At 40.1% G+C, this 22,363-nt stretch carries 22 protein-coding genes and 1 other RNA gene; 13 read left to right on the top strand and 10 right to left on the bottom strand.

Annotated features, from left to right (window positions below; all coding sequences use genetic code 11):
• Positions 1-8: 8 nt before the first annotated feature.
• The 3 genes from NG55_RS07100 to NG55_RS07090 form a co-directional block, all read right to left on the bottom strand.
• Positions 9-1,226: an IscS subfamily cysteine desulfurase gene (locus NG55_RS07100; RefSeq protein ID WP_065342832.1), complete on the bottom strand. Its 1,218-nt coding sequence runs from the start codon at positions 1,224-1,226 to the stop codon at positions 9-11.
• A gap of 1 nt (position 1,227) precedes the next feature.
• Positions 1,228-1,701, bottom strand: coding sequence for an Rrf2 family transcriptional regulator (locus NG55_RS07095; RefSeq protein ID WP_004771673.1), 474 nt, complete (start codon positions 1,699-1,701; stop codon positions 1,228-1,230).
• Between the two features lie 107 nt (positions 1,702-1,808).
• Entirely contained in the window at positions 1,809-2,456 is a 648-nt protein-coding gene (locus tag NG55_RS07090; protein ID WP_016541118.1) for a hypothetical protein, read from the bottom strand.
• A 210-nt stretch (positions 2,457-2,666) separates the two neighbouring features.
• Between NG55_RS07090 and NG55_RS07085 the strand changes: the two genes are divergently transcribed.
• The 3 genes from NG55_RS07085 to NG55_RS07075 all read left to right on the top strand — a co-directional run bounded on the left by NG55_RS07085 (position 2,667) and on the right by NG55_RS07075 (position 5,574).
• The gene (locus NG55_RS07085; protein ID WP_016660354.1) at positions 2,667-3,122 is read left to right on the top strand and encodes a phasin family protein; all 456 of its coding nucleotides are present in this window, start codon (positions 2,667-2,669) and stop codon (positions 3,120-3,122) included.
• Between the two features lie 168 nt (positions 3,123-3,290).
• Complete coding sequence (locus tag NG55_RS07080; RefSeq protein ID WP_004639426.1) at positions 3,291-3,563, top strand: HU family DNA-binding protein; 273 nt, start codon at positions 3,291-3,293, stop codon at positions 3,561-3,563.
• 139 nt (positions 3,564-3,702) lie between these two features.
• The gene (locus NG55_RS07075) at positions 3,703-5,574 is read left to right on the top strand and encodes a SurA N-terminal domain-containing protein (RefSeq protein WP_023270019.1); all 1,872 of its coding nucleotides are present in this window, start codon (positions 3,703-3,705) and stop codon (positions 5,572-5,574) included.
• A gap of 62 nt (positions 5,575-5,636) precedes the next feature.
• On the opposite strand, the gene NG55_RS07070 is transcribed toward NG55_RS07075, so the two are convergent.
• Entirely contained in the window at positions 5,637-6,500 is an 864-nt protein-coding gene (locus NG55_RS07070; RefSeq protein ID WP_065342831.1) for a YbgF trimerization domain-containing protein, read from the bottom strand.
• A gap of 323 nt (positions 6,501-6,823) precedes the next feature.
• On the opposite strand from NG55_RS07070, the gene ffs reads away from it, so the two are divergent.
• Positions 6,824-6,920: signal recognition particle sRNA small type (gene ffs / locus NG55_RS07065), an RNA gene on the top strand.
• 10 nt (positions 6,921-6,930) lie between these two features.
• On the opposite strand, the gene NG55_RS07060 is transcribed toward ffs, so the two are convergent.
• The 4 genes from NG55_RS07060 to NG55_RS07045 form a co-directional block, all read right to left on the bottom strand.
• On the bottom strand, positions 6,931-7,413 hold the full coding sequence (locus NG55_RS07060) for a regulatory protein RecX (RefSeq protein ID WP_065342830.1): 483 nt from the start codon (positions 7,411-7,413) through the stop codon (positions 6,931-6,933).
• Positions 7,414-7,455: 42 nt separating this feature from the next.
• On the bottom strand, positions 7,456-8,502 hold the full coding sequence (recA, locus tag NG55_RS07055; protein WP_004652989.1) for a recombinase RecA: 1,047 nt from the start codon (positions 8,500-8,502) through the stop codon (positions 7,456-7,458).
• Between the two features lie 169 nt (positions 8,503-8,671).
• A complete protein-coding gene (locus NG55_RS07050) occupies positions 8,672-9,100 on the bottom strand; it encodes an RNA-binding S4 domain-containing protein (RefSeq protein WP_004652990.1) in 429 nt (142 codons plus the stop codon).
• The gene (locus NG55_RS07045; protein ID WP_065342829.1) at positions 9,084-9,788 is read right to left on the bottom strand and encodes an HAD-IA family hydrolase; all 705 of its coding nucleotides are present in this window, start codon (positions 9,786-9,788) and stop codon (positions 9,084-9,086) included. The genes NG55_RS07050 and NG55_RS07045 overlap by 17 nt, the downstream gene beginning before the upstream one ends.
• 11 nt (positions 9,789-9,799) lie before the next feature.
• On the opposite strand from NG55_RS07045, the gene NG55_RS07040 reads away from it, so the two are divergent.
• Together NG55_RS07040 and NG55_RS07035 are read left to right on the top strand one after the other, a co-directional pair.
• Entirely contained in the window at positions 9,800-10,657 is an 858-nt protein-coding gene (locus NG55_RS07040; RefSeq protein WP_016541124.1) for a 3'(2'),5'-bisphosphate nucleotidase CysQ family protein, read from the top strand.
• A 51-nt stretch (positions 10,658-10,708) separates the two neighbouring features.
• Positions 10,709-11,440 (top strand): histidine phosphatase family protein, encoded by a 732-nt coding sequence (locus tag NG55_RS07035; protein ID WP_004652993.1) that lies wholly within the window; start codon positions 10,709-10,711, stop codon positions 11,438-11,440.
• A gap of 148 nt (positions 11,441-11,588) precedes the next feature.
• Here the strand turns inward: NG55_RS07035 and NG55_RS07030 are convergent, their stop codons facing one another.
• Positions 11,589-12,005, bottom strand: coding sequence for a hypothetical protein (locus NG55_RS07030; RefSeq protein ID WP_065342828.1), 417 nt, complete (start codon positions 12,003-12,005; stop codon positions 11,589-11,591).
• A 317-nt stretch (positions 12,006-12,322) separates the two neighbouring features.
• Here NG55_RS07030 and NG55_RS07025 point away from each other — a divergent pair, with 317 nt between their 5' ends.
• Together NG55_RS07025 and NG55_RS07020 are read left to right on the top strand one after the other, a co-directional pair.
• A complete protein-coding gene (locus tag NG55_RS07025; RefSeq protein ID WP_065342827.1) occupies positions 12,323-15,154 on the top strand; it encodes a M66 family metalloprotease in 2,832 nt (943 codons plus the stop codon).
• A gap of 188 nt (positions 15,155-15,342) precedes the next feature.
• The gene (locus tag NG55_RS07020; protein ID WP_065342826.1) at positions 15,343-16,611 is read left to right on the top strand and encodes a hypothetical protein; all 1,269 of its coding nucleotides are present in this window, start codon (positions 15,343-15,345) and stop codon (positions 16,609-16,611) included.
• A gap of 48 nt (positions 16,612-16,659) precedes the next feature.
• On the opposite strand, the gene rpsT is transcribed toward NG55_RS07020, so the two are convergent.
• Positions 16,660-16,926: a 30S ribosomal protein S20 gene (gene rpsT / locus NG55_RS07015; RefSeq protein ID WP_004652997.1), complete on the bottom strand. Its 267-nt coding sequence runs from the start codon at positions 16,924-16,926 to the stop codon at positions 16,660-16,662.
• Positions 16,927-17,139: 213 nt separating this feature from the next.
• Here rpsT and NG55_RS07010 point away from each other — a divergent pair, with 213 nt between their 5' ends.
• The 5 genes from NG55_RS07010 (at position 17,140) to NG55_RS06990 (ending at position 22,286) form a co-directional block, all read left to right on the top strand.
• Entirely contained in the window at positions 17,140-17,805 is a 666-nt protein-coding gene (locus NG55_RS07010) for an NAD(P)H-binding protein (RefSeq protein ID WP_065342825.1), read from the top strand.
• Positions 17,806-17,817: 12 nt separating this feature from the next.
• Entirely contained in the window at positions 17,818-18,330 is a 513-nt protein-coding gene (gene rraA / locus NG55_RS07005; protein ID WP_016541130.1) for a ribonuclease E activity regulator RraA, read from the top strand.
• Positions 18,331-18,341: 11 nt separating this feature from the next.
• A complete protein-coding gene (locus tag NG55_RS07000) occupies positions 18,342-19,130 on the top strand; it encodes a glutathione S-transferase N-terminal domain-containing protein (protein WP_065342824.1) in 789 nt (262 codons plus the stop codon).
• 115 nt (positions 19,131-19,245) lie between these two features.
• Positions 19,246-19,599: a hypothetical protein gene (locus tag NG55_RS06995; RefSeq protein ID WP_065342823.1), complete on the top strand. Its 354-nt coding sequence runs from the start codon at positions 19,246-19,248 to the stop codon at positions 19,597-19,599.
• Between the two features lie 197 nt (positions 19,600-19,796).
• Complete coding sequence (locus NG55_RS06990; RefSeq protein ID WP_065342822.1) at positions 19,797-22,286, top strand: SEL1-like repeat protein; 2,490 nt, start codon at positions 19,797-19,799, stop codon at positions 22,284-22,286.
• Positions 22,287-22,363: the final 77 nt, after the last annotated feature.

The raw sequence follows: 22,363 nt of genomic DNA, 5'->3' as shown, positions 1-22,363 counted from the left end.
TCAGCAAATTAGTGTTCAGCCCATTCAACTGTTGAAAGGTCGATACCTTCTTTGTACATATCCCAAAGCGGAGAAAGTTCACGCAATTTCTCAACCGCAGCTTTGGTAATTGTCAACACATGGTCAATGTCCGCTTCAGTTGTGTATTTACCAAAACTGAAACGAATTGAACTGTGTGCCAACTCATCAGATAAACCTAAAGCACGTAAAACGTATGAAGGTTCTAAAGTTGCAGATGTACATGCTGAACCACTTGAAACAGCAACATCTTTCAGTGCCATCATCAGTGATTCACCTTCAACAAAGTTGAAGCTGACATTTAGATAGTTTGCAACGTTTTGCGTTGGGTGACCATTCAAGAACACTTGTTCAAGGTCTTGTAAGCCATTCCAAAGTTTGTCGCGTAATTTACGAATGCGCTCTTGTTCTGCCTGCATGGTTTTGCCTGCAATTTCAAAAGCCTCACCCATACCAACAATTTGATGTGTCGCTAAAGTACCAGAACGCATGCCGCGCTCATGACCACCACCGTGCATTTGTGCTTTTAAGCGAACACGTGGGCTACGGCGAACGAAAAGTGCGCCAATGCCTTTAGGACCATAAACTTTATGACCAGAGAAACTCATTAAGTCGATTTTCATGGTTGAAAGATCAATCTCAACTTTACCCGCAGCTTGTGCAGCATCGACATGGAAGAATGTCTTGTTGGCGCGTGTTAATTCACCAATCGCAGCAACGTCTGTCACGGTACCGATTTCGTTGTTTACCATCATCAGTGAAACAAGAATCGTGTCTGGACGTAAAGCAGCTTGAACCATTTCAGGGGTAATTAATCCTGTGCGTGGTTCAGGCTCTAAATATGTAATTTCAAAACCTTGTTCTTCAAGCTCACGGCAAGGGTCTAACACAGCTTTGTGTTCGATTTTACTTGTAATGATGTGTTTGCCTTTTGAACCGTAGAACTGAGCAATACCTTTTAATGCTAAGTTATCAGATTCTGTTGCGCCTGAAGTCCACACAATTTCACGTGGGTCAGCTTTGATTAGGTTTGCAACTTGCTCACGCGCATATTCGGCTTTTTCTTCTGCTTGCCAACCATAGGCATGTGAACGTGACGCAGGGTTACCAAAAGTTCCCTCGAACGTTAAACATTCCATCATACGTTCTGCAACTTCAGGCAGTACAGGAGTGGTTGCTGCGTAATCAAGATAAATTGGACGTTTCATGTCAGATACCTGTAACCGATAGAAGGGCTGAATCTAAACTTGGTGAATTTTGGCGTAGAGCAACGGTTTGAACGTTGTCACGCGCAATTAAATCAGCAAGGGTGATTTTTGCGAGATAATCGGCAATATGGTGGGAGAGTTCTTGCCATAAGTCGTGCGTTAAACACATTGCACCATTCTGGCAGTTGCCTTTGTGGTCACAACGAGTCGCATCAACAGTTTCATTTACAGCTTCGATAATTTCTAGCACTGTGATTTCACTTGCATTGCGCGCAAGGTGATAGCCACCATTTGCACCGCGAACGCTTGAAACTAACCCATGTCGTTTAAGTTTTGCGAATAACTGTTCTAAATAAGCGACTGAGATGGATTGGCGTGCTGCTATTTCCGCAAGCGTGATCGTTTGTTCAGTTGGCTGCAAAGCTAAATCAAGTAGAGCAGTCACTGCGTAACGACCGCGAGTTGTAAGACGCATGATTCGGTACACATGGTTAGACTAGATGACTAAATTTTATGAATTCCGACTAAAATAGTCAAGTTTTAAATTGCCATTATCAGCGTGAAAAGTAAAATATATTGGAATTATTGTATCCACGTATTATAAACAAAAAAGGCGATGAAAATAAAGCTCAATACCGCAAAGCTGATATTGATCAAGCGCTGACGTTTTTGTAGGCGGTGAATACGATTTTGATATTGTTTTACTTCAACCAGCAAGGTATTGATTTCTGAGCGCTGCTGGTCAATTTTATCCAAAAGTGGGGCAATACGTTGCTGAGATGCAACGGCTTCAGCTTCGTCGTTAAATAAATTGAGCCATTGTTTCCAGTTTGCCAGAATACTAGAGAGTGTGAGATGTGGAACTAAATCTAAGAACTCTTCTGCAAGAACGGCATCACCGAGAATGCGCATATTGCTAATACTGCGCTGATTGTTAAACACAAAAATCTTAATCAGATCGATGAGTGTGCTATTAATTTCCAAATCGATGTTTCGATCCAACGCTTTCATATCAAATAAAAGACCTTTTTCGGTAAATTGGATATAAAAGTCGAAGAACGGAATATAGCTATTGATGCGAATGGTGATTTTTTTGTCGATCAATTTTTTCGCGTGCAAGCGCAACCCTGCATCGTGCGTCAGCATGAAGGAGAAAAAAGTTTCTAAAACAATGATGACAATGTTTAGCAACAAATGGGGGTGTTTATGTCTTTGTTGCGTATCACTCATAGATCTCTTTTTCCTTACCAATAACGTTATGAAACAATAAAATCTGTAAACTTGAGCATCCGTACTCAAATTGTGAAAAATAATTTACATGACTTTATTGCTTTGTAGAACAGTTTTTTAAAACGATCAAGTCTTAACTTTGATATTATAAAAACATTTTTATGGTTAAATACGACATACTGTTTGTAAAGAGCTTAGGAGTAATAGTCAATGGATAACTCAAACATAGAAAATCCTAGTGAAGAAGCTGAAGTAAAAACTAAGCCAAAATCAAAGAGTTCTAAAAAATCTGCACTTGATTTCAAAAAATACACACAACAAATCTGGCTGGCTGGTTTGGGTGCTTTTTCACGTGCGGAAGAAGAAGGAAATAAATTGTTTGACTCGCTGGTCAAGGTCGGTGAGGAGCTTGAATCAAAAACAGTCGATTTTGCCGATAATACCGTAGTAAAGGTAACAGAGAAGGCTAAAGAGTCAGTTACAGATACCAAAGACAAGGTTGAAAAGATTCTGGATACAGGTGTTAATCATTCTTTGAATCGTATTGGCTTGGTTACGCCCAAGGATCTCCAACACATCGAGCAGCTCCTTGTTCAGCTTCATATCAAGGTCGATGCGTTGATCGAAGAAAACCATCAATTGAAGGCTAAATTGAATAAAAAGTAAAAAAAAGGCAGGTAACTCGTCTGTTTATGTCGTATTTCAGTATTTATTTTAATTAAAAGGTCTTTCTAGTATTGCGTTCTCCCCCAAAGCATTGCTATAAAGGCGTCATGGCCTTTTAAACTATAGCCTTGGATCTTAACAAACGATATTAAGAGGATATTTTTTATCATGAATAAATCAGAATTAATTGATGCGATTGCTGAAAAAGGGGGAGTGTCTAAATCGGATGCTGGTAAGGCACTCGATGCGACAATTGCATCAATCACTGAAGCACTTAAGAAAGGTGACACGGTTACTTTAGTTGGTTTCGGTACTTTCAGCGTGAAAGAACGTGCTGCTCGTACAGGTCGTAACCCTAAGACTGGTGAAGAGCTGCAAATCAAAGCAAGTAAAGTACCTAGCTTCAAAGCTGGTAAGGGTTTAAAAGATTCGGTTGCGTAATCTTTTTAAATCAATAAACGCACCATTTAGGGTGCGTTTTTTATTTATTGAATGAAAAAGTTAATTTGATCCTTATTCTGCATTCATTCGTCTTTGTTTTTCAGTTAAAATTGCCCCGAAATAAAATATTGGAATTCTTATGGAATCGTTTCGTACTCTCATTAAGGGTTGGCTTGGCAAAGTCCTGCTAGTTTTGTTTTTGACCCCTTTAGCACTTGTAGGTATTGAAGGATATTTTAGTGGTAGCAATAAAGCAGACGTTGCGAAATCGGTAAACGGTCAAGATATTTCTAATAAAGAATTAGAAAGTGCAACCAAGAACTATAAAGACCAGTATTTGTCATTGGTCAAAGGTGACGAGTCCCTTTTAAATTTACCTGTCATTCAGGAAAAAGCATTGGATGCACTTGTTGCACGCAGTCTTTTGCAGCAGCAAGCTGAAAAGCTGGGTATGACTTTAAGTGATGTACAACTTGAACAAATGTTGGCACAGCAACCAAGTTTTCAAGAAAATGGACAGTTTTCGCAAAAATTATATGAAAACTATTTACGTTCTGTTGGGATGACTAACCAAGCCTTAATCGCGAGTTTACGCCAAGACCATGCATTGAAGATGATTTCAACATCTTTGATGGATTATGCATTGGTGAGTAAATCAGATGTGCAACAGTTAGCTAATCTACAAACAGAACAACGTACCTTACATCTAGCAAGCATTAAGTTAGATGATTATAAAAAAGGCGTAACGGCATCAAATCAAGAAATTACGGATTACTACAACAAGCATAAAACTGAATTTAAGCAAGTTGCCAGTGTCGATGTTGATTATGTGGTGTTAACCCCAGCATTATTGCCTAAAGCAAATCTTGCGGTAACTGAAGCAGATTTACAGCAGGCTTATACGGCTTTTGTTGATGAGCAAAAGAAAGCGATTAAACCTCAGGTTAAGCATATTTTAATTACCACGGATGCACGTGATGACGCTGCGGCGCAGAAACTTGCCAATGAAGTCTATGCAAAAATTCAGGCAGGTATGAGCTTTGCTGATGCTGCTGCTCAATTCTCCGATGATCCAACCTCTAAGACCCAAGGTGGTTTAGTTGAGGCTTATGCGCCAGGCGCATTCTCGGCGGATTTTGATAATGCAGTCAATGCCTTGAAAAATGGTGAGATTTCAAAGCCTGTTAAAACGCAATACGGTTATCACATTATTGAAACAGAATCACCAATGCTCAAGTTACCATCGTTTGAAGCTGAAAAAGCACGTTTGACTGCTGAGGTTGAAAAATCAAAAGCTGCGAATTTATTTAGCGATACGGTTAACAACCTTAATGAAATGGTAGTTGGTGGTGATTCTTTAGATGTCGTTGCACAAGAAGTGAAGGGTGCGCGTGTTGAATCTGTAAATGGTGTAACACTGACCACTGATAATCCATATTTAAGTGATTTAGGTGTAAAAGCAAAATTGTTTAATGATGATGTGAAGAACGGCGACCGTAATGCATCTTCAAATATTCAATTGGCGAATGGTGATACCATTTGGATTAAAGTTCGCAATTATCATGCAGCGGGTATTAAACCTTTGGATCAAGCAACTGCTGATGTGAAAGCAAAAGTGATCGAAGCGAAGGCTTATAAAGCTGCGCAAGCGAAAATTGCAACGATTCTTGCAGACTTTAAAACTCAACCTGCGGCACAAGTGGTTGCGAAATCTCAAGTCACTTTTGAAAATGCAGGGACATTTGCACGTTCACAAGGCTTGAAGCGTGCGATTGAGCGTGCTGCGTTTAGCATTCCTGCACCAAGCAAAGAAGGGTTGTGGTCTGCAACCACTGCGAAACTTCCAAATGAACTCGTGATTGTTGCTGTTTCAAATGTAAATAGCAGTGTTGCGAGCACATTACCTGCTGAGCAGTTGCAAGAGTTGAACAAGCTTTATCAACAGTTCCGCGGTCAGCAAGTTTTGGAAGATTATACCGAATACTTGAAGTCGCAAGCAAAGATCAAATAATTTTGTTCTAAGCATAAAAAAGCCAGTTTGTAAAAACTGGCTTTTTTATTGGCGACTGTAAATTACTTTTTCTGAATGAATTTGGCTTCTTCAGATTGTGGGTATTGACTGAGCAATTTACTTCTGTATTGATTTGCCAAGGCTGTATTTTTATCGACTTCTTTGGCAATACTATATAGTTGATAAACTGCACGCGATGCTTTGGCAGAATTTGGATAGCGTGTTGCGACAATATTATAGTTTTGCTTGGCTGCTTTGTAGTCAACAGGCTCAACGGCCAAGTAGAATTCAGCTAGCCAAAAATATGCATTGCCGACATAAATACCATTGGGGTGATTTTTAATGAAGTTTTGCATAGGTTGAATGGCTTTTTTGGCACCACCTTGCTTATAGGCATCAAGCGCAACGGTATAGGCTGCTTTTTCTAGCTCAATTTGATTGGTGGTATTACTTGTAGTCGCAGTGTTGGCTTGTGATGGTTGCTCGGCAGTTGGTGCTTGTGGCTTCACAGAAGGTGTTTGTTGCTGTGTTGCGGGTGCTGTTGGTGCAATCACTGGAGCAGCAGCGGTATCCGTATTGCTTGCTCCGGCTACAGCACCATCTTGAGCTTCAGGGTTATCTTCTGGTGGATCAATTTTTTGAGATAAAAGCTCTAAGCGCTGATCAAGATCGGTATAGCGATTGGTTAGTTCTTTTTTTAGCTGTTCAATTGCATTGTCATGTTCTTCAAGTTGACCACGTAACTTACGAATTTCTTCTTCAAGCTTCTGGTTTTTTTGCATGATTTCCCAGTTTAAACTTGGAGAGCCTGCAACAACATTATTGGCTTGTTGTTGACTTAAAGAGCGCGATTCAATTGGAACATTAGCATATAAGTGCGCACTACTGAGCAGGGCAATAAAAAGTACGGAATGCTTTTTTAGCATAAAAATTCATCCATAAGTTGAAATTAAAGCTGTGGTCGAACAAGTCTTCACTTTTTACTTGCAACACACCAGATATAGATTTTTGATTTAGCCATTAAAACAGCAACTCATTTAAATGCAATAAGCATTTACAATCTTCAAGCACTTTTACAGGAAATTACTGGGTTGTTGTTTAATGTTTGTTCATCTTGAAAGTAAATAGATAACAAATATATAGCAGTTGATGATGAATTAGGCAGTTGAATGCAAAACTCGCTGAAAAACAGCAACAAGGCTTGCAACTCGGGTAAAAATCTCTATACTTTGTCAGGCAATGGTAGCCCTGCTGGTAGCTTCGCAATTGTACTCTACGAACCCCGCCAGGACCGGAAGGTAGCAACGGTAGTAGAACTATGATGTGCCGAAGTCATGCTAGTAGGGCTGCCACCAGTTATTCTTCTTCGCTCGTTCGAGCAATCGCTTTCATAATTACCCCCATATCAAACCCACGATATTGTAAAAATCGAATCTGTTTTGCTTTGATTTTTGGGTCAGTTGCAACTTCTTGTCCAAATTTTTTCAGTTTGAGTTGATATGCTTGGTCAAGCCAATCGACGTCTTGCAGCTCTTCAGTAATTAGCTCCGCATCCAGTTGCTTTGCTTTTAATGCCTGTTTGATCCGTTGTAAACCTTTGCCTTTTCTGAGTTGACTTGCCAGCGTCAGTTCTGCCACGCGTTGGTCGCTCTGATAATTTTGTTGTGCTAATTCTTCGACCAGCTTTGTGACTTCCTCTGGGTTGATCGCATATTGATTGAGCTTGGTGATTAACTCAGCTTGAGAATAGTCACGACGCGTGAGCAGGGCAAAAGCATAAGAGCGTAATCTTGAGCCTGTGAGGGTTTTGGGTTTTTCGGTTTTTTCGGAATTAAACATGCTTTCCTCATTAAAGAAAAACGCCCCGAAGGGCGTTTCAGTTTAGCTTTCTAAGAAATCTGGTTCTTCTTCTTCAATATCTGTGTTTTCGGCTGGCTTGTTCTTGGTAAGCAATTGTTCACGAATCAGCTTCTCAATTTCTTGAGCCATTTGTGCATTCTCTTCAAAATGACGAATTACGTTATTTTTACCTTGGCCAATTTTATTGCCTTGATAAGAGTACCAAGCACCCGCTTTTTGTACGATATCTTGTTGAACTGCAAGATCAACCAATTCACCGAGTTGGTTAGTCCCTTTACCATACATGATCTGGAATACAGCTTCTTTGAACGGAGGCGCCATTTTGTTTTTCACAACTTTAACGCGCGTTTCGTTACCCGTAATTTCGTCGCCTTCTTTTACTTGACCGATACGACGGATATCTAAACGTACAGAAGCATAGAATTTAAGTGCGTTACCACCTGTTGTGGTTTCTGGGCTACCAAACATCACACCAATCTTCATACGGATTTGGTTAATGAAGATCACCATACAGTTCGAGCGTTTCGCATTACCTGTAATTTTACGCAGCGCCTGACTCATTAAGCGTGCTTGCAAGCCCATATGTGAGTCACCCATTTCGCCTTCAATTTCGGCTTTCGGGGTCAATGCGGCAACAGAGTCGACAACGATAAGATCAATTGCACCTGAACGCACCAACATATCGGCGATTTCGAGCGCTTGCTCACCATGGTCTGGTTGTGAAACCAAAAGGTTATCAATATCTACACCGAGCTTACGTGCGTATTCAGGGTCCAATGCATGTTCAGCATCGATAAAGGCACAGGTACCGCCATTTTTTTGACATTGAGCAATGGCCTGCAATGTCATGGTCGTTTTACCTGATGATTCAGGGCCGTAAATTTCAATGATACGGCCTTTAGGTAATCCGCCAATCCCTAATGCGATATCGAGTGTTAAAGAACCCGTAGAAACTGCTTCAACTGCTTGTACGGTATTATCACCTAAGCGCATCACTGTATTTTTACCAAATTGTTTTTCAATCTGGCTCAATGCAGCTTGTAACGCCTTACTTTTATTATCATCCATCTCAAAACCTCAAAACTTTATTTCTTAACGACTAACCCAAGTGGATGTATTGAATCTCAACTTGTTGGGACTTGAGTATAGTGGCAGATTCTCATTGTTTATTCTACATCTGATCTGTGTCTATGCGACACAAGATGACGCATCCAAAATGAGAAAATATCCATCTCATCTATTCATCATGATAAGACCAGGATTGGACATTTTCTTGCTTAAAACGATTGATATCACGACGATCTTTTTTACTAGGTCGATGATCGGGTCGGGCTAGATTATGCAATTTTCGTTGTGATGCATGCAACTCTCTACGCGCAATACTTTCTGTTGTTTCTTCATAAAGTAACTGAGCTGCTGGAGCACCGCCTCGGACGGCAGAAAGTGCCTTCACCACCACCGTTTTTTTCTCGAAACCTTGTTGAATGGTCAGTTCCATTCCAATTCGGACATCTCTAGAAACTTTAACCCGATCATTGTTGTGGTGAACTTTACCACCTTCAATCGCGGCCTTGGCAATCGAGCGTGTTTTAAAAAAACGAGCTGCCCAAAGCCATTTATCAATGCGCATGGCATCCATGCTGTCTGGTTCATGCTGTTTTGGCATCTGTTACCTGTTGGTTGGTTTCAAGATAATCAAAAAGTTCGGTTAAATGATCAAGGGCAGGGTACGGCAACTCAGTTGCGGCTCTTGCAGCTTTACTGCTGGAAGGCTGTAATATACTGAATAACTGTTGGATACCGAAGTCTTCTGCGCCTTTGAGTACAGCAACTGTGTCATCAATAAAGACCGCTTGTGCAGGGTCAAATGGATGTTGTTGCTGCAACTTTTGCCAGAATGCCACTTCTTCTTTGGCATGCCCGAGTTCTTCACTACTGATCATAAGTTCAAAGTAGGGGCTGAGTTCGACATTTTCAAGTTTAAGTTGTAGACCTGCACGATCAGCATTGGTCAATAGCCAACAACGATAGCCATGTGCATTCAACTGTTGCAAGAGCTGATGACAGCCAGTTCGTGCACGTATTTTTTCACGATGCTCGTACTGCAGTTGCAACACATCAACACCTACTTTAGCCGTCCAGTGCGCCGAAGAATACCAAGATAGTGTATGCTTATGTTGTTGGTAGAATTGAAATAGTGTTTGCTGGCTTTGCTCAAGTGTACATTGGTGAACTTGGGCGTGTCGTTCAGGCAGACAATGATTCCAGATAAAATCATCAAAGGCTAAATCGAGTAATGTACCGTCCATGTCAAACATGGCAATCGGTTGCTGCTGTAAATCTGAATATGACATAAGGTTGGTCTATGTTTATTAAAACGCTTGCTCCCCAAGATCAGTTAATCTCTCAACTTGTTCCGATCATGGCGCAGGCTAGTCAAATATTGCTGGAAGAATACCAAAGTTATTGTGCTGGGTGCGAGTTTAATATTCAGGAAAAAAGTGATGATTCGCCTGTCACACAAGCTGATTTAAAGGTAAATCACTTTTTATTAAAGCACTTAGCCACAGTTACACCACAATTACCTGTGTTATCAGAAGAAAGTGATTATTCTGCCCGAGCGGCATGGCAACGCTGTTGGATGTTGGATCCACTGGATGGAACTAAAGAGTTTATCCATGAGCGTGATGAATTTACGATTAATCTTAGTTTGATTGAGGATCACCAAACCACGTTCGCGATTATTGCGGTGCCGTGTGAGCAGGTGATGTACATCGGACATACCTCGCAATTACCGTATAAATATAGTTTTAGCCGTCAAGAATGGTTCCAATATCAGCTTGAAGATCATGATTTTGCTGCACCGTTGCAAATTGGTTTGAGTCATAACAGTAAAAATCCAAAGTATAAAAACTTTATTGAGCCAATTTTACAGAGTCGTCAGGTAGAGCGTCGTGAAGCAGGCAGTGCTTATAAGTTTTGTATGATGCTGGAAGGGGAAATTGATATTTATCCTCGTTTCCATCCAACTTCGGAGTGGGATACGAGTTCAGGTCAAGCCCTGCTTGAAAGTATTGGTGGTGGTTTGATGACTTTGGATGAAAAACCTTTTATTTATAATCAACGTGAAACGGTTTTAAATGGTGGCTTTATCGCTTATCGAGATCAGCATTGCAAAAATATTGCATATGATGCGTTAAGTCGGTCTGGCATTTTAGATTGAGACTTATCTGGCTCATGCTATAGTGGGTTAAATTAAAGCTTGTATGTGAATATGACTCTGCATTTATTGCCTAAAAGCATGTTTGAAGCCATTGATTTACTTCCTGATGCTTCTACCCCTGTAACTTTGTTTACGCGTCACTCTTTGCGTGAATTGGTCAATGGACAAGGTTTGGCTGGTTATGATCTTCAGTTAACTGAACAAGGTCGTGAGCTGGCCTATGCTTGGGGGCAATATTTAATCCAGAATACCGATCGGGCGATTCAACATTGTATTTCTAGCCCGATTCAGCGTTGTGTTGATACGGCAGCTTTAATGATTGAAGGTGCCGATGAAACGCGCAAAGCCGTCAATACGCATCAAATTGAAATTGTTGAGCAACGTCTATTGGTCGAACCCGGCAGCTTTGTTTTGGATATCCAGCAGGCAGCGCCTTATTTCCGTAAACAGGGTGCGCTAGGGTTTATCAATAGTTTTGTGAATAATGCCTTACCCGGAATGAAGCATCCGATCACAGGTGTATTTGATGTCTTAGAGCTGCTTTATCATACCCATCCGACCCAACAGGGTGGTTTAAGTTTGGCGGTGAGTCATGACACCATTCTTGCAGCAATCGTTGCGGTGATCTCTGGTAAAAATCAAATTGAACAAACCGATTGGCCAGAGATGATGGAAGGCCTGTTTGTATGGTTTGAAGGTGATGATTTTGCGGAAAGTCAATTAAAATGGATCTGGCGTGGTGAGCGGCAAGCCTTAGAAATAAAGCAGTTTTTGAATCGTTAGTTCGATCGATCATAGCAATGTTGCTTTGAAATGTTTAAATAAAATCACATAGTGACTCGGCTGAGACATAGAGTGAAATTGCTGTTGATGTTTGAATCCAAACCTAACATCTGGATTCAAACATCAACATGATTGAATTAAAGTCTGATTAACCGCATTTTCCAATTTTTTGCCCTTCGATATGACTGAGCTTTGCTTGTAACTGAGTTGAAGCTGAGCAGTGAATATTGCCTGAAATAATCGACTTATCTAAACTCAATGTTGTTGCAGCTTGTGCAATATCTATGTCACCACTGACACTTGAATTGATTAATCTAATTGCTTTTGCTTGCTTAGCTTGAATGCTGCCTTGGATAGAAGAACTATTTAAAATTAAACTGCCACCTTTCCCGATATTTACATCGCCTTCAATTGATGAATTGTTGAGTGTGCAATGTGCACCTGCGGGAACGCTGAGATCACTGATCGTGTTGTTCTCGATGGTATTTGTGCAGCTTGCAGCAAAACTTAGACTACTGCATGAAAAAAGTGTTACTGCGATGATGAGCTTCCCATTCTTGTTCATTTGGCTCTCCAATTTTTGTAGATTGATTATTGCTCAAAACTTAAATTTAAATGAATTCTAACTGGATACAATAGGTGGTTTGAGTGAGGGAAATGTGGTGCTGGTGGGTGAGTTGTGTTTAATTTAGAAATGTACATAAAATTGAATTGGGTTAAAAGTGTAATAAATCCAGCATTTCTTGTTTTTGCGATAAATTAATTTCCCTTCTTGTTGGTTAAGTTGCTAATATATATAACTATATGATTTATATTAATTTTAACTATTTAACGTAATTTGTCATTAACGATAATTTATCAAATTTTTCTTGGGGAAGTGTGATGCAATTGCAACTTAAGCATTTAACGGTCTGCTTACTGTCGATTATGATGGTTGCTTGTGGTGGTGGAGGTTCAGATCATTCGGGCGCCACAACCAATACTGAACCACCAAGCAATAATAATGTTGCTGGTGGCGGTAGCAGCATAATACCTGGTGAAGGCAGCAATGAATTACCAGGTGATGGAACATCCGAAACGCCTGACCAAGGTGAAGAAGAAACACCTTCGATTCCACCAGTGGGAGAAAAGTATCCAGAGCCACAAAGGGATATTGTTGATGAGGCCGTTTTAGGCTTTTATGATTACGATAAACTTGGGTTACCAAGGTTATTACGCAATGATTTAAATGGCAGTTTTGCTGCGATGCTACAATTTGCACAAAGTCATGTGGTGAATCCTAAAAATAATGAAAAAGATTCAATGCCGCGCTTAACCACAGAAAAAGATGCCTTGTTATTGGTGACACCACTTGCGGAAATGGGTGACCTACAGAAATTACAAGTTGAGATCTATCAAGGTAATCAACTGCTCAGAACGGTTAAATTAAAAGAACCATCAAGAATTGCAGCTTCTGATCAGTCCAATACGGATGGCCGTCCGCCTGTGAGCTACTCGAAAAGAGCGTGGACAGTTGCCTTAAAATGGAGTGAGATCCGAGCAGGTCTACATCTTCGCGTAGTTGATCCACTGAATAATCGTAGTGGTGATTTAACTGCGAACAATATTGATTTAGCCGCACCGGGTGAATTGGTATTGCAAAATATCCGTCTAGGCCTATTGACCGACCCACCGAAATCTACAGGTCATTATATGCTGCTCGAGCCTGCAAAGGCGGGTACGGATTATTTCCAGACCATTCCTGCTGCTAGGATGATTGTCGCTAAATATGATGACTTGAAACTGAATAAAGTTATGGTGGCAAGCGGTGTCATTTATGATGCGGTGAGTGCTACGACAGGTGATGTATATACTGGTGATATGCGTGAAGATACTGCTAAATCGACCTTTGGTGTGGGGATTAATTTGGCGAATGCTGGTGTGACCAGTGCATCTATGCTTGATCAAGTACAGCCATTGGTATTTGACGAGGTGGCGAAAGTCGATAGACCACTTGCTCAGAGCGTGGTAGCACATTATGCACGTGGTAAATATAGCAACGGTGAGGCAACTCATGGCTTAAGTGGTGGTAATGGCATGTTGACGCTGATTGATTCTGTGGGCAATGAATTTAGCCATGAGATTGGCCATCATTATGGGCTTGGGCATTATCCTGGCGCTGCGGGTACAAATATGTTTTGGGCGGCACATCATGCGGATAGTGGTTGGGGCTATATTGCCTTTAGAAATAAAATGCGTAGTAACCTCAATTGGACCACCACCAATTTAGGCGATGGCGCCAATGGCGTACCGAACTTCTTAAATAAATATGCCTATGGTTGGGATGCGATGTCGGGTGGTGCAACTACAAGTAGTATCTCTAAATATACCCATTACACTGGTTATAGTACTTATTCAAGAATCCAACCTGCATTTGATCGTTATGTGTGGGATGCCAGTTCACCAACAGGCTATAAAAAATGGAATGCAACAACACGCGTGATGGAGGTTGCACAGCCTAAGACCCCAGACTCGGGCAATGTTTGGTATAACCGTACTGATGGCAATTACTTGAAACCCAAAATGTTTGGTGTACCAGTCTATACAATCTTGGGTGGATATGATCCAGAGGCGCAGATTGGCTTGGTTTATCCTGCCGCCAAAGGGAACTGGGGTAATGTATTTGATTTACCACAAGCCAATCCGAATGCAGCAACAGCAAGTTGTTGGCTGAATGTGCAGTTTGCCAGTACGAGTCAAAATATTGCTTTGGCGCCGCAGCGTATGGGTGCTAAAAGCAATGCCAATAAATTTCATGTCAACCTTGCACAAAGTGAGGCACCACAGCAAGTCAATCTATATTGTAAAAAGGCCAATCAGGCGGCGGTATTATTGTCGAGTATGTCGATACCTGCCAATACCACTGTCCTAGCGCCAGCAGTTGAGATTGGTAAAGAGGCTGAATATTCAGCTCTGAGAACAATAGAACTGCCACAGTTAGAACAGGCTTTACTAGAGAATAAAGATAAGGCAGTTGTCAATCTTTCGCCTGAATCTAAGTTGTTGTTTGATTCATACCGAACCTTTAAAGATCAACTATCACCTGATGCACAAAATGAAATGGTGCGTTATACCCAGCAGCAAATTAAACTGTATCGTCTCAATCGCTGGATCAATGTCTATCGTTCTGATTTAAGTAATTTAAATGCAGATGCAGTGAAGGCATTTCAGAGCTTTGTCGAAAAACTAGCGCTTAAAGGTGATCTGAATGTTGCATCGAGTACCAGTCTATTGAATCGGAACAACTGCCTCAAAGCTGAAACGTTAGCAAATGGTCAGCTCAATGCATTTATCAGTGGCCCGACAGGTTGTGTGGGAGATGATTCTGAGAAGTGGGTCTATGATGCCTTGGGTAAAATTCATAACAAACAATATATTGATCAATGTTTAACGACGACAGCAGGCAATGTGATTAATCTGATGCCGTGTAGTGGCGTGAGTAGTCAGGTTTGGGGAATTGATGTGACTGCACAAGCGATTAAGCAGTCAAATCAGTGCTTTGATTTGGAGGGCGGTTATTTAAGCAATAATCGTGCACGCTTAATTCGTTATCGTTGTACCAGTGGTGCAAATCAGAAATGGACGATCCCTGTGGTAAATAACAGCTTGATCCTTGCTGGATTGTCTGCAAAGAATTTACCTGTTGCAATCAAGGTGCTGGCTGTTAGCCCTTAATTACTTAATAAGTTTATTTAAATGTCATAAATCAATGATATGAAGTTCTGTGGGGCTTCATATTTTTTTATCCAGAATATAATTTTTGGAAAGTTAAAAAAATAATAAAAGTGCACTTTCAAAATCTGTCGTTTTTCGTCATGATAGGCTTATAAAAAGAGAAACTTGACACATAATTGGATAAAAAGATGTTATCAAACACGATTTATTTATGGGAGCCTGAAATTTTTACAGGTAAGGTTCCTGCAGAAGATGATTCACATCAAGTTGCCTTTGAATTGCATCAACAATATCGTCATATTTCTAGTCATGGCAGAACTTTGCATGCGTGGTTGGACTTATTTAGCAACAAGATTTGTGATCCACAGTACCAATCTTATTTTTCTGAACAAACGCAGCAATGGGTGCAGGGGATTAAGAGCAAGTTTGCTCAAGGATTGTATGCCAGTGTGCAGGTGGATGTTTTGGATGATGAGGCACAAAATGATGCGGTCTATCGAGTCTTTTATGAGGCCGCACATGAAACAGGAATTGGTTTCTATGAGTCGAATTATAATGTCTGGGCCATAGGGGAGTTACAATCTCCTGAAAATGCGGTGTCCAATATGTTGCAGCCTTATTTACTCGAGCCTTTGCAAGTCAAACAGCTTGAGTTTGCTCCTGAAGTTGAGCCTGCTGTATTGGTGAGCGATTTTCAGATGCCACAGAATATGCCTGAAGCAGAACAATTAATTAGCCAGTGGTTTGAACAACAAAAGGATACGCAGTATCTTAAGCTTGATGTCTTTAATGTTGCGCATGATTTTATTTCGAATTGGGGCAACATTGGCCGACCTGAGTTGGCATTGGATACAGGTTATCGTTGTTTTTTGCTGACCCAAAAGCAGTTGGGTGTTTTTTATCAAATCAAGATGGTGCTTAGAAAGTTAACAGTTAGTCCAATGCTGTCTTTTGCGATGGATTTTACCGATCGGTTTATTCCTGAGCAGTTGCAAGAGCAGTTGTCTGAACGTTTGATTTTTCGCCTACGTTCAATGGATATCCATAAAAATACAGGACAGAAAAATAATAGTGAACTTTGTTTTGCATTGATGGGACGTTGGGATTCGCAGGCTGATATTCAGAATTTTTTCAAAAATTTAGATGCTTATATTGATTTTATCTTTACAAATCTAGGGCAAGGCCGACTAGAGGTGTTGCAGGCGTGGGCCTATGGCGAGATGCCGGCAGATTTTAAAATTGATCTGGATTTTCGTTTTGAGTTGATGATGATTGCATTAAGCCAAGATCTCGCATATTTAAAACAACGCTATCAATACCATAAGGCCGTATTGATGCAGAATAACGCACGGGCCAGTGATTTGGGTTTATTGGAAGAAAGCTATAAGTTCTGTCGGAAATTGATCAAGATTGTGATTGAGGCGGGTACAGGTTTACAGCCCTATATTCCAAAATAAAGACAATAAAAAAGCCCGAAAAATTCGGGCTTTTTTATATGCTTCAAATTAGTTAGCTAATGCTTTAACTTGAGCGTTTAAGCGGCTCTTATGACGAGCAGCTTTATTTTTGTGGATGATGCCTTTATCAGCCATACGGTCGATAACTGGAACAGCAGTTTTATAAGCTTCTGTAGCAGTAGCATAATCACCAGCAGCGATCGCGTTTACAGTACGTTTGATGTAAGTACGAACCATTGAACGCAAGCTTGCGTTGTGTTTACGTGCTTTAACGTTTTGACGAGCACGTTTTTTAGCTTGAGCAGAGTTTGCCACTCGTGCACTCCTTGAAAATAAGTTGGTCTGGGCGGGCTGAAGTTAAAACCAAAATAACATTGGCAACATTCACCAGCCCGTAAACAAGTGCCATATTTTGAGGAAACTAAGCCCCGAAGTCAAGCCTTGTGATACTTTTAAGTACATTTTACAGGTGATAATCGTGCAAGAAAACGTTACATTAGGTTTATTCATGGCTTAGAGCGAATAAAAATGAAAATAGGTGAGAAAAAAGCAATTATCATTGGTGCGACAGGATTGGTCGGTCAGGCGCTTGTAGATGAGTTACAGCATTCTGATGACTTCAGTGATATTACCGTGGTCGTAAGAAAAAAATCAGATACATTAAAAGCTTATAGTAAGGTCACTCAGCTTGTTTTAGAAGATTTTCTGCTGTTGAATGATGAAGATGTCAGTCGCTATACCCATGCATTTAGTTGCTTGGGAAGCACCATAAAACAGGCGGGATCGAAAGAGGCCTTCTATGCAATTGATTATGAAATCAATGCTCATTTTGCAGATTTGGTTCAGGATAAAAATATTCATTTATTGGTGGTCAGTGCGTTGGGAGCGAACGCTAATTCACCAGTTTTCTATAATAAAGTAAAAGGTGAGCTGGAAAATTACCTGAAAAGTCTGTCAATTTATAAGCTATCGATCTTCCAGCCTTCACTTTTAATTGGAAAACGCAGTGATGTTCGCTTATTAGAAGATCTGGCACAGACAGCATTTAAGTTGGTCGAAAAAGCGTGGACCAGACCGTTTAAACTTAAACCTGTATCGGCAGAGCAATTGGCGCATACTATGTTGCTTGCGGCACAAACGCAGACAGCTGCATTCAAATGCTATGACAATTTAAGTATACAACAAAGCAAATAATGGAGAATTTCAGTGACAACGATCCCTTTTGTAACTTGTGATTTATTAGATGATAACCCTGAAAAAGACTTGCAAGTGGTCACACCATCCTTAGATGGCAAATTTTTTAAAAGTTATGGTGCGCGTAAAACTTTTGGTGGGCAAGTCGTCACTGTAAAGTGTTTTGAAGATAACTCCCGTGTAAAAGAGTTGTTGGCAACCGATGGTACAGGCAAGGTCTTAGTTGTTGATGGTGGTGCTTCAATGCGTTGTGCCTTGATGGGTGATTTAATTGCGGAGTCGGCGGTTAAGCATCATTGGAATGGTGTGGTGATTTATGGCTGTGTGCGTGATGTCGATGCCATTGCAGAACTTGATTTGGGTGTGCATGCATTGGCTGCGATTCCACAAAAAAGTAATCGTAAAGGCATAGGTGAAGTGGATATCACGTTGTATTTTGGCGGTGTAACCATCAATTCTGGCGATTATATCTATGCAGATAATAATGGCATTGTGATTGCAAAAGAAAAACTAACTGACTGTTAAAGGATAACCCGATGCTAAAAATGGTGAGCCACCAATTCAAGGTTTTACAATCTGTATGTGCAACGCTGATTGAAGGTGGGCGAGGTGTCTCTGGTACACCATTTCCCAATCAACCTGCAAAAGCACTTAAGCTCTATGAGTTTGAAGGTTCTCCATTTTGTCGCCGTGTCCGTGAAGTGATCACTTTGTTGAATTTGGATGTGGAGATTTATCCATGTCCAAAAGGTGGTCAAAAATATCGCCACATCGTGAAAGCTCAAGGTGGGAAAAGGCAGTTTCCATTTTTGATTGATGAAAATACGGGTGATCAGTTATATGAATCACAGCAGATTATTCATCATCTGTTTAAGCATTATGGGAAAACGGGTCAAACACCGAAAAAGTTTAGTCATTATCCAAAACTTCCTTATATCTCTGCGTTAGCGACTGTGGCGAATGCAGCACGTGGTGTGTGGATTAATCCGCAGATTGTTGAGCGTCCAGCACCAGCGCAGTTATTAGAGCTGTGGAGCTTTGAGGCAAGTCCTTATACACGTTTGGTGCGTGAAGTTTTGACTGAGTTGGAATTGCCATACATTCTGCATAATGTGCCGAAAGAGCGATGGCAGGATATGGGGCCTGCAATTTTGCGTTTAAAACCAGGCCAATATATTCCGTTGCCTAATGGTAAGCGTGAAAAGATTGTTGAACTGATGGGCCGTGATATTCAAGTTCCGTATTTGATTGATCCCAATACCGGCGTGAAAATGTTTGAGTCGGCTAAAATTGTGGAATACCTTAAAAAACAGTATGGCCAATAAATTACGAGAAAGCATCTTTTAGAAGATGCTTTTTTTATAGGTGCAGTCAGTGGTTGCTTCAATGGATGATTTAGCGGTTTAATAGGCTTGAAAATCGCTATATGATCAGTCCGAAATGTTAAGCCAACTAAGCAACCTATTTAAAAGTTCCAAAGCAACGCCTGAGCAATTATTTTTGCAAGAATATGCTTTGAGCTTTGATGCTGAACAAGGGCCGATTCTGAATGGTATCGTCTTAAATGAGCTAGGCTTTCGTTTGGAATATTTTTCAAACCGAAAATTAGACCGGTTTGATGATTTAGAAAAGCTGTTTCGAATCGCACCGCAAATCAATGAAAAGATTGATTTGGAATTACACTCTCAGCGTTTTGTTGAGCGATTGGGGAATACAGAGGAAAATCTTAGAGAACTTAAGCAAGTGATTAAAGTTTTAAATGATTATTATGTGAAGTTTAAACGGGCAAGATAAGTCCTAGATTACAGACAAGACGGATGGATCATATGAAAAGATCGCTCAGTTGTTTGTCATTTTGTATTTGATTGAAAGTTAATACGAGAATAATTGAAATTCAATTTATAATTCAAAACATCGAGTGAATATCTGTTCGATATTTCTCTTGAAATTCTATATTTCAATTTATAAAGATAATGATTTAGGGTCGATAAATGGCGCATCGTATTTATTTATATAATGTTGATCACGATAAACAAAATACTTATTCGGGATATTTAGGCGAGTGGAAATATGAAATTCCACAGCTGTTACTTCCTCTGTTTTTTATACAGCCAACACGCAAAGGGCATTTACTTTACTTTGATCGTTTGGGGGGTATTGCTTATTTACAACGGTTCTATGATTTGTTGAATGCAACCTATCAATTGGATGGTCAAGCTGATTTTGTTGAGGCTCAGCAGACGATGTTTGAGCTCTTGCAAAACTTACCTTATGAACAGTTTGAAATGGATGCAACTGATGTTTTTAACATGAATGAGGACAGCCATCGTCAACAAGCTCAGGACTGGCTAGAGGAAATAGTAGAAAAAAAATTCTTGTATGACCAAGCGATCACATTAAGGGATTTATCTGTTTTAAATCCGATATTGGCCAGAAGTGGTTATGAAAGCTTTCTTGAGATTTTACAGACAGATTGGATTCAGTGGGGGCTTGGTTATTGGGAAGCATGGCTTTACCGAGACGCAACCGAAAGTTTCGAAAAAAACGGTCTATGGGGGTTAAAGAATCGTAAAGGAGAGACGGTTGTTACACCGCAATTTAGTCAGATTTCAGCATTTAATCAGGACGGAATTGCCGTATTTACCTGCAATGAAAAAAAGGGTTACATCAATCATTACGGGAAGATTTTACTTGAAGCTCAATTTTCTGAAGCCTATGAAAGTTTCCAAATTGAAGAACAAAATTATGCCGTAGTACATCCACAACACGCGCCTGAGCGGCAAGGGGTCATTTGTCTCGATAACGGGGAATGGAAGATCCCAGCTTGTTATGATGCTATTGAGCAACTACTTTATTCTGATACTTTTAATATTCTACATCAAGCTAAATATCAACTTTTTAATCTTCAGCATCAACTGGTTATTACAGAATCTTCGGGTAGTCCCTTTGAGCAACATTATTTAAATGAACAGCACAAGCTTTATTCTTATGAGCTAGTAGGAACAACAAAGAGACGGTATTTTCTGAGCGATGGAACTTACTTAGGCGAGTTTCTTGAAGATGTACTACAACCACTCAGTCATGGTTATTTATGGATTAATCCGAATAAGTTTCAACGCAAGATCTCGATATTAAAACCGAATGCTGAATTACTGATTGATGAGGTCGATCAACTCAAAGATTGGTCTGCCTATGGCTATACCAGCTTTGCTTATCGAAAACAAAAGAAATGGTATGTATATCAAACCGAAACCCATGAGTTTTTGCTGCAACAGGGAGTGGATAAACTAATAGAAGGTAATTATCTAAATGATCTTAATGATATTTACCCATTTGAAGATGCTGGGAAATATGGATTGTTTGATGCAGCTCAGCAAAAATGGTTAATTCCTCTTTCTCATCAGTTTGAACGTATAGAGCATGTCAGTCATGGTTTCTTTCAGTGTGTGGCGGCAACTGGACGCTCTTATTATGATGCTCAGACAAAGTATTTAAGTGAACATTTTGATTACATTGCGCCTGCGATTCTCCGTTATGACCTTGGATTAGGGCAATTGACATTATTTAAAGGGTTGGAATTATTCTTTATTAATCAGCAACGCCAACTGGAAAAAGCAGAACCAGATCAAGTCGGTCAATTTTATTTGCAGCGTTTTAATTTCCAAGGTAAAGATTTCAAGTTTTTCGAGCAATTTTATTTACGCTGGAAGACTGCCCAAGGCGATATTTATTTTGACCAACTCAAAGCCAAGACTTTGTTGAAAATTGCCCAATCTTTTGAAGAACATGATGATATTGCCCAAGCCATACAATATTATCAGGCTGCTGTAGATCAGGGTGATTGTGAGAGTATGGTGGCATTAGGCCTGATGTATGATAACGGTGAAAGCGTCGAGCAAGATTATACGCGAGCGTTGAACTATTATCAGCAAGCAGCGCATCAGGGCAATGCTTGGGGATGGAATAATTTAGGCTGCATGTATCTGAAAGGGCATGGTGTAGATCAGAATATTCAACAAGCCATTGACTGTTTTAAACAGAGTATACAGTTAGGAAATGGCCAAGCCTGCAAAAATTTAGCAGGACTGTATTATGATGGTGTTGAGGTTGAACAAGATTTTGAAGCCGCGCAAGACTATTACCAACGTGCCGAGAAACAATTGTATTTCTGTGGGGAGCAACTCGCTGATCTTTATTATAGAAAGGCGGCCTATGACCAACTGGCTAAATTGATCAAACGAGATAAAACTGATGCTTATACTGCAATCTATTATGGGTTGATGTATGAGGCAGGACATCAGTTTAAACAGAATATTAAAAAGGCAATTCAATATTTTGAAAAAGCATTAGATTATGCTGATTATCATTATGTATTGAAGCAGTTGCTTTTTTATTATGGAGAGTCAGAGCAATTTAAAAATCCTGCAAAGTATAAACATTGGAAAAATTATATTGACAGCAATGAAATACAATTGAGCTAATTGTGTCCTGATTCAACAGGGTATGGTCATCATAGAAACACCAGAAATAAAAAAGCTGAATCAAATGATTCAGCTTT

The sequence above is a fragment of the Acinetobacter gyllenbergii genome, from assembly GCF_001682515.1.
GTDB classification, from domain to species: domain Bacteria; phylum Pseudomonadota; class Gammaproteobacteria; order Pseudomonadales; family Moraxellaceae; genus Acinetobacter; species Acinetobacter gyllenbergii.
Note: the sequence above shows the minus strand (reverse complement) of the source record. Positions and strands in the feature narration are given on the sequence as shown.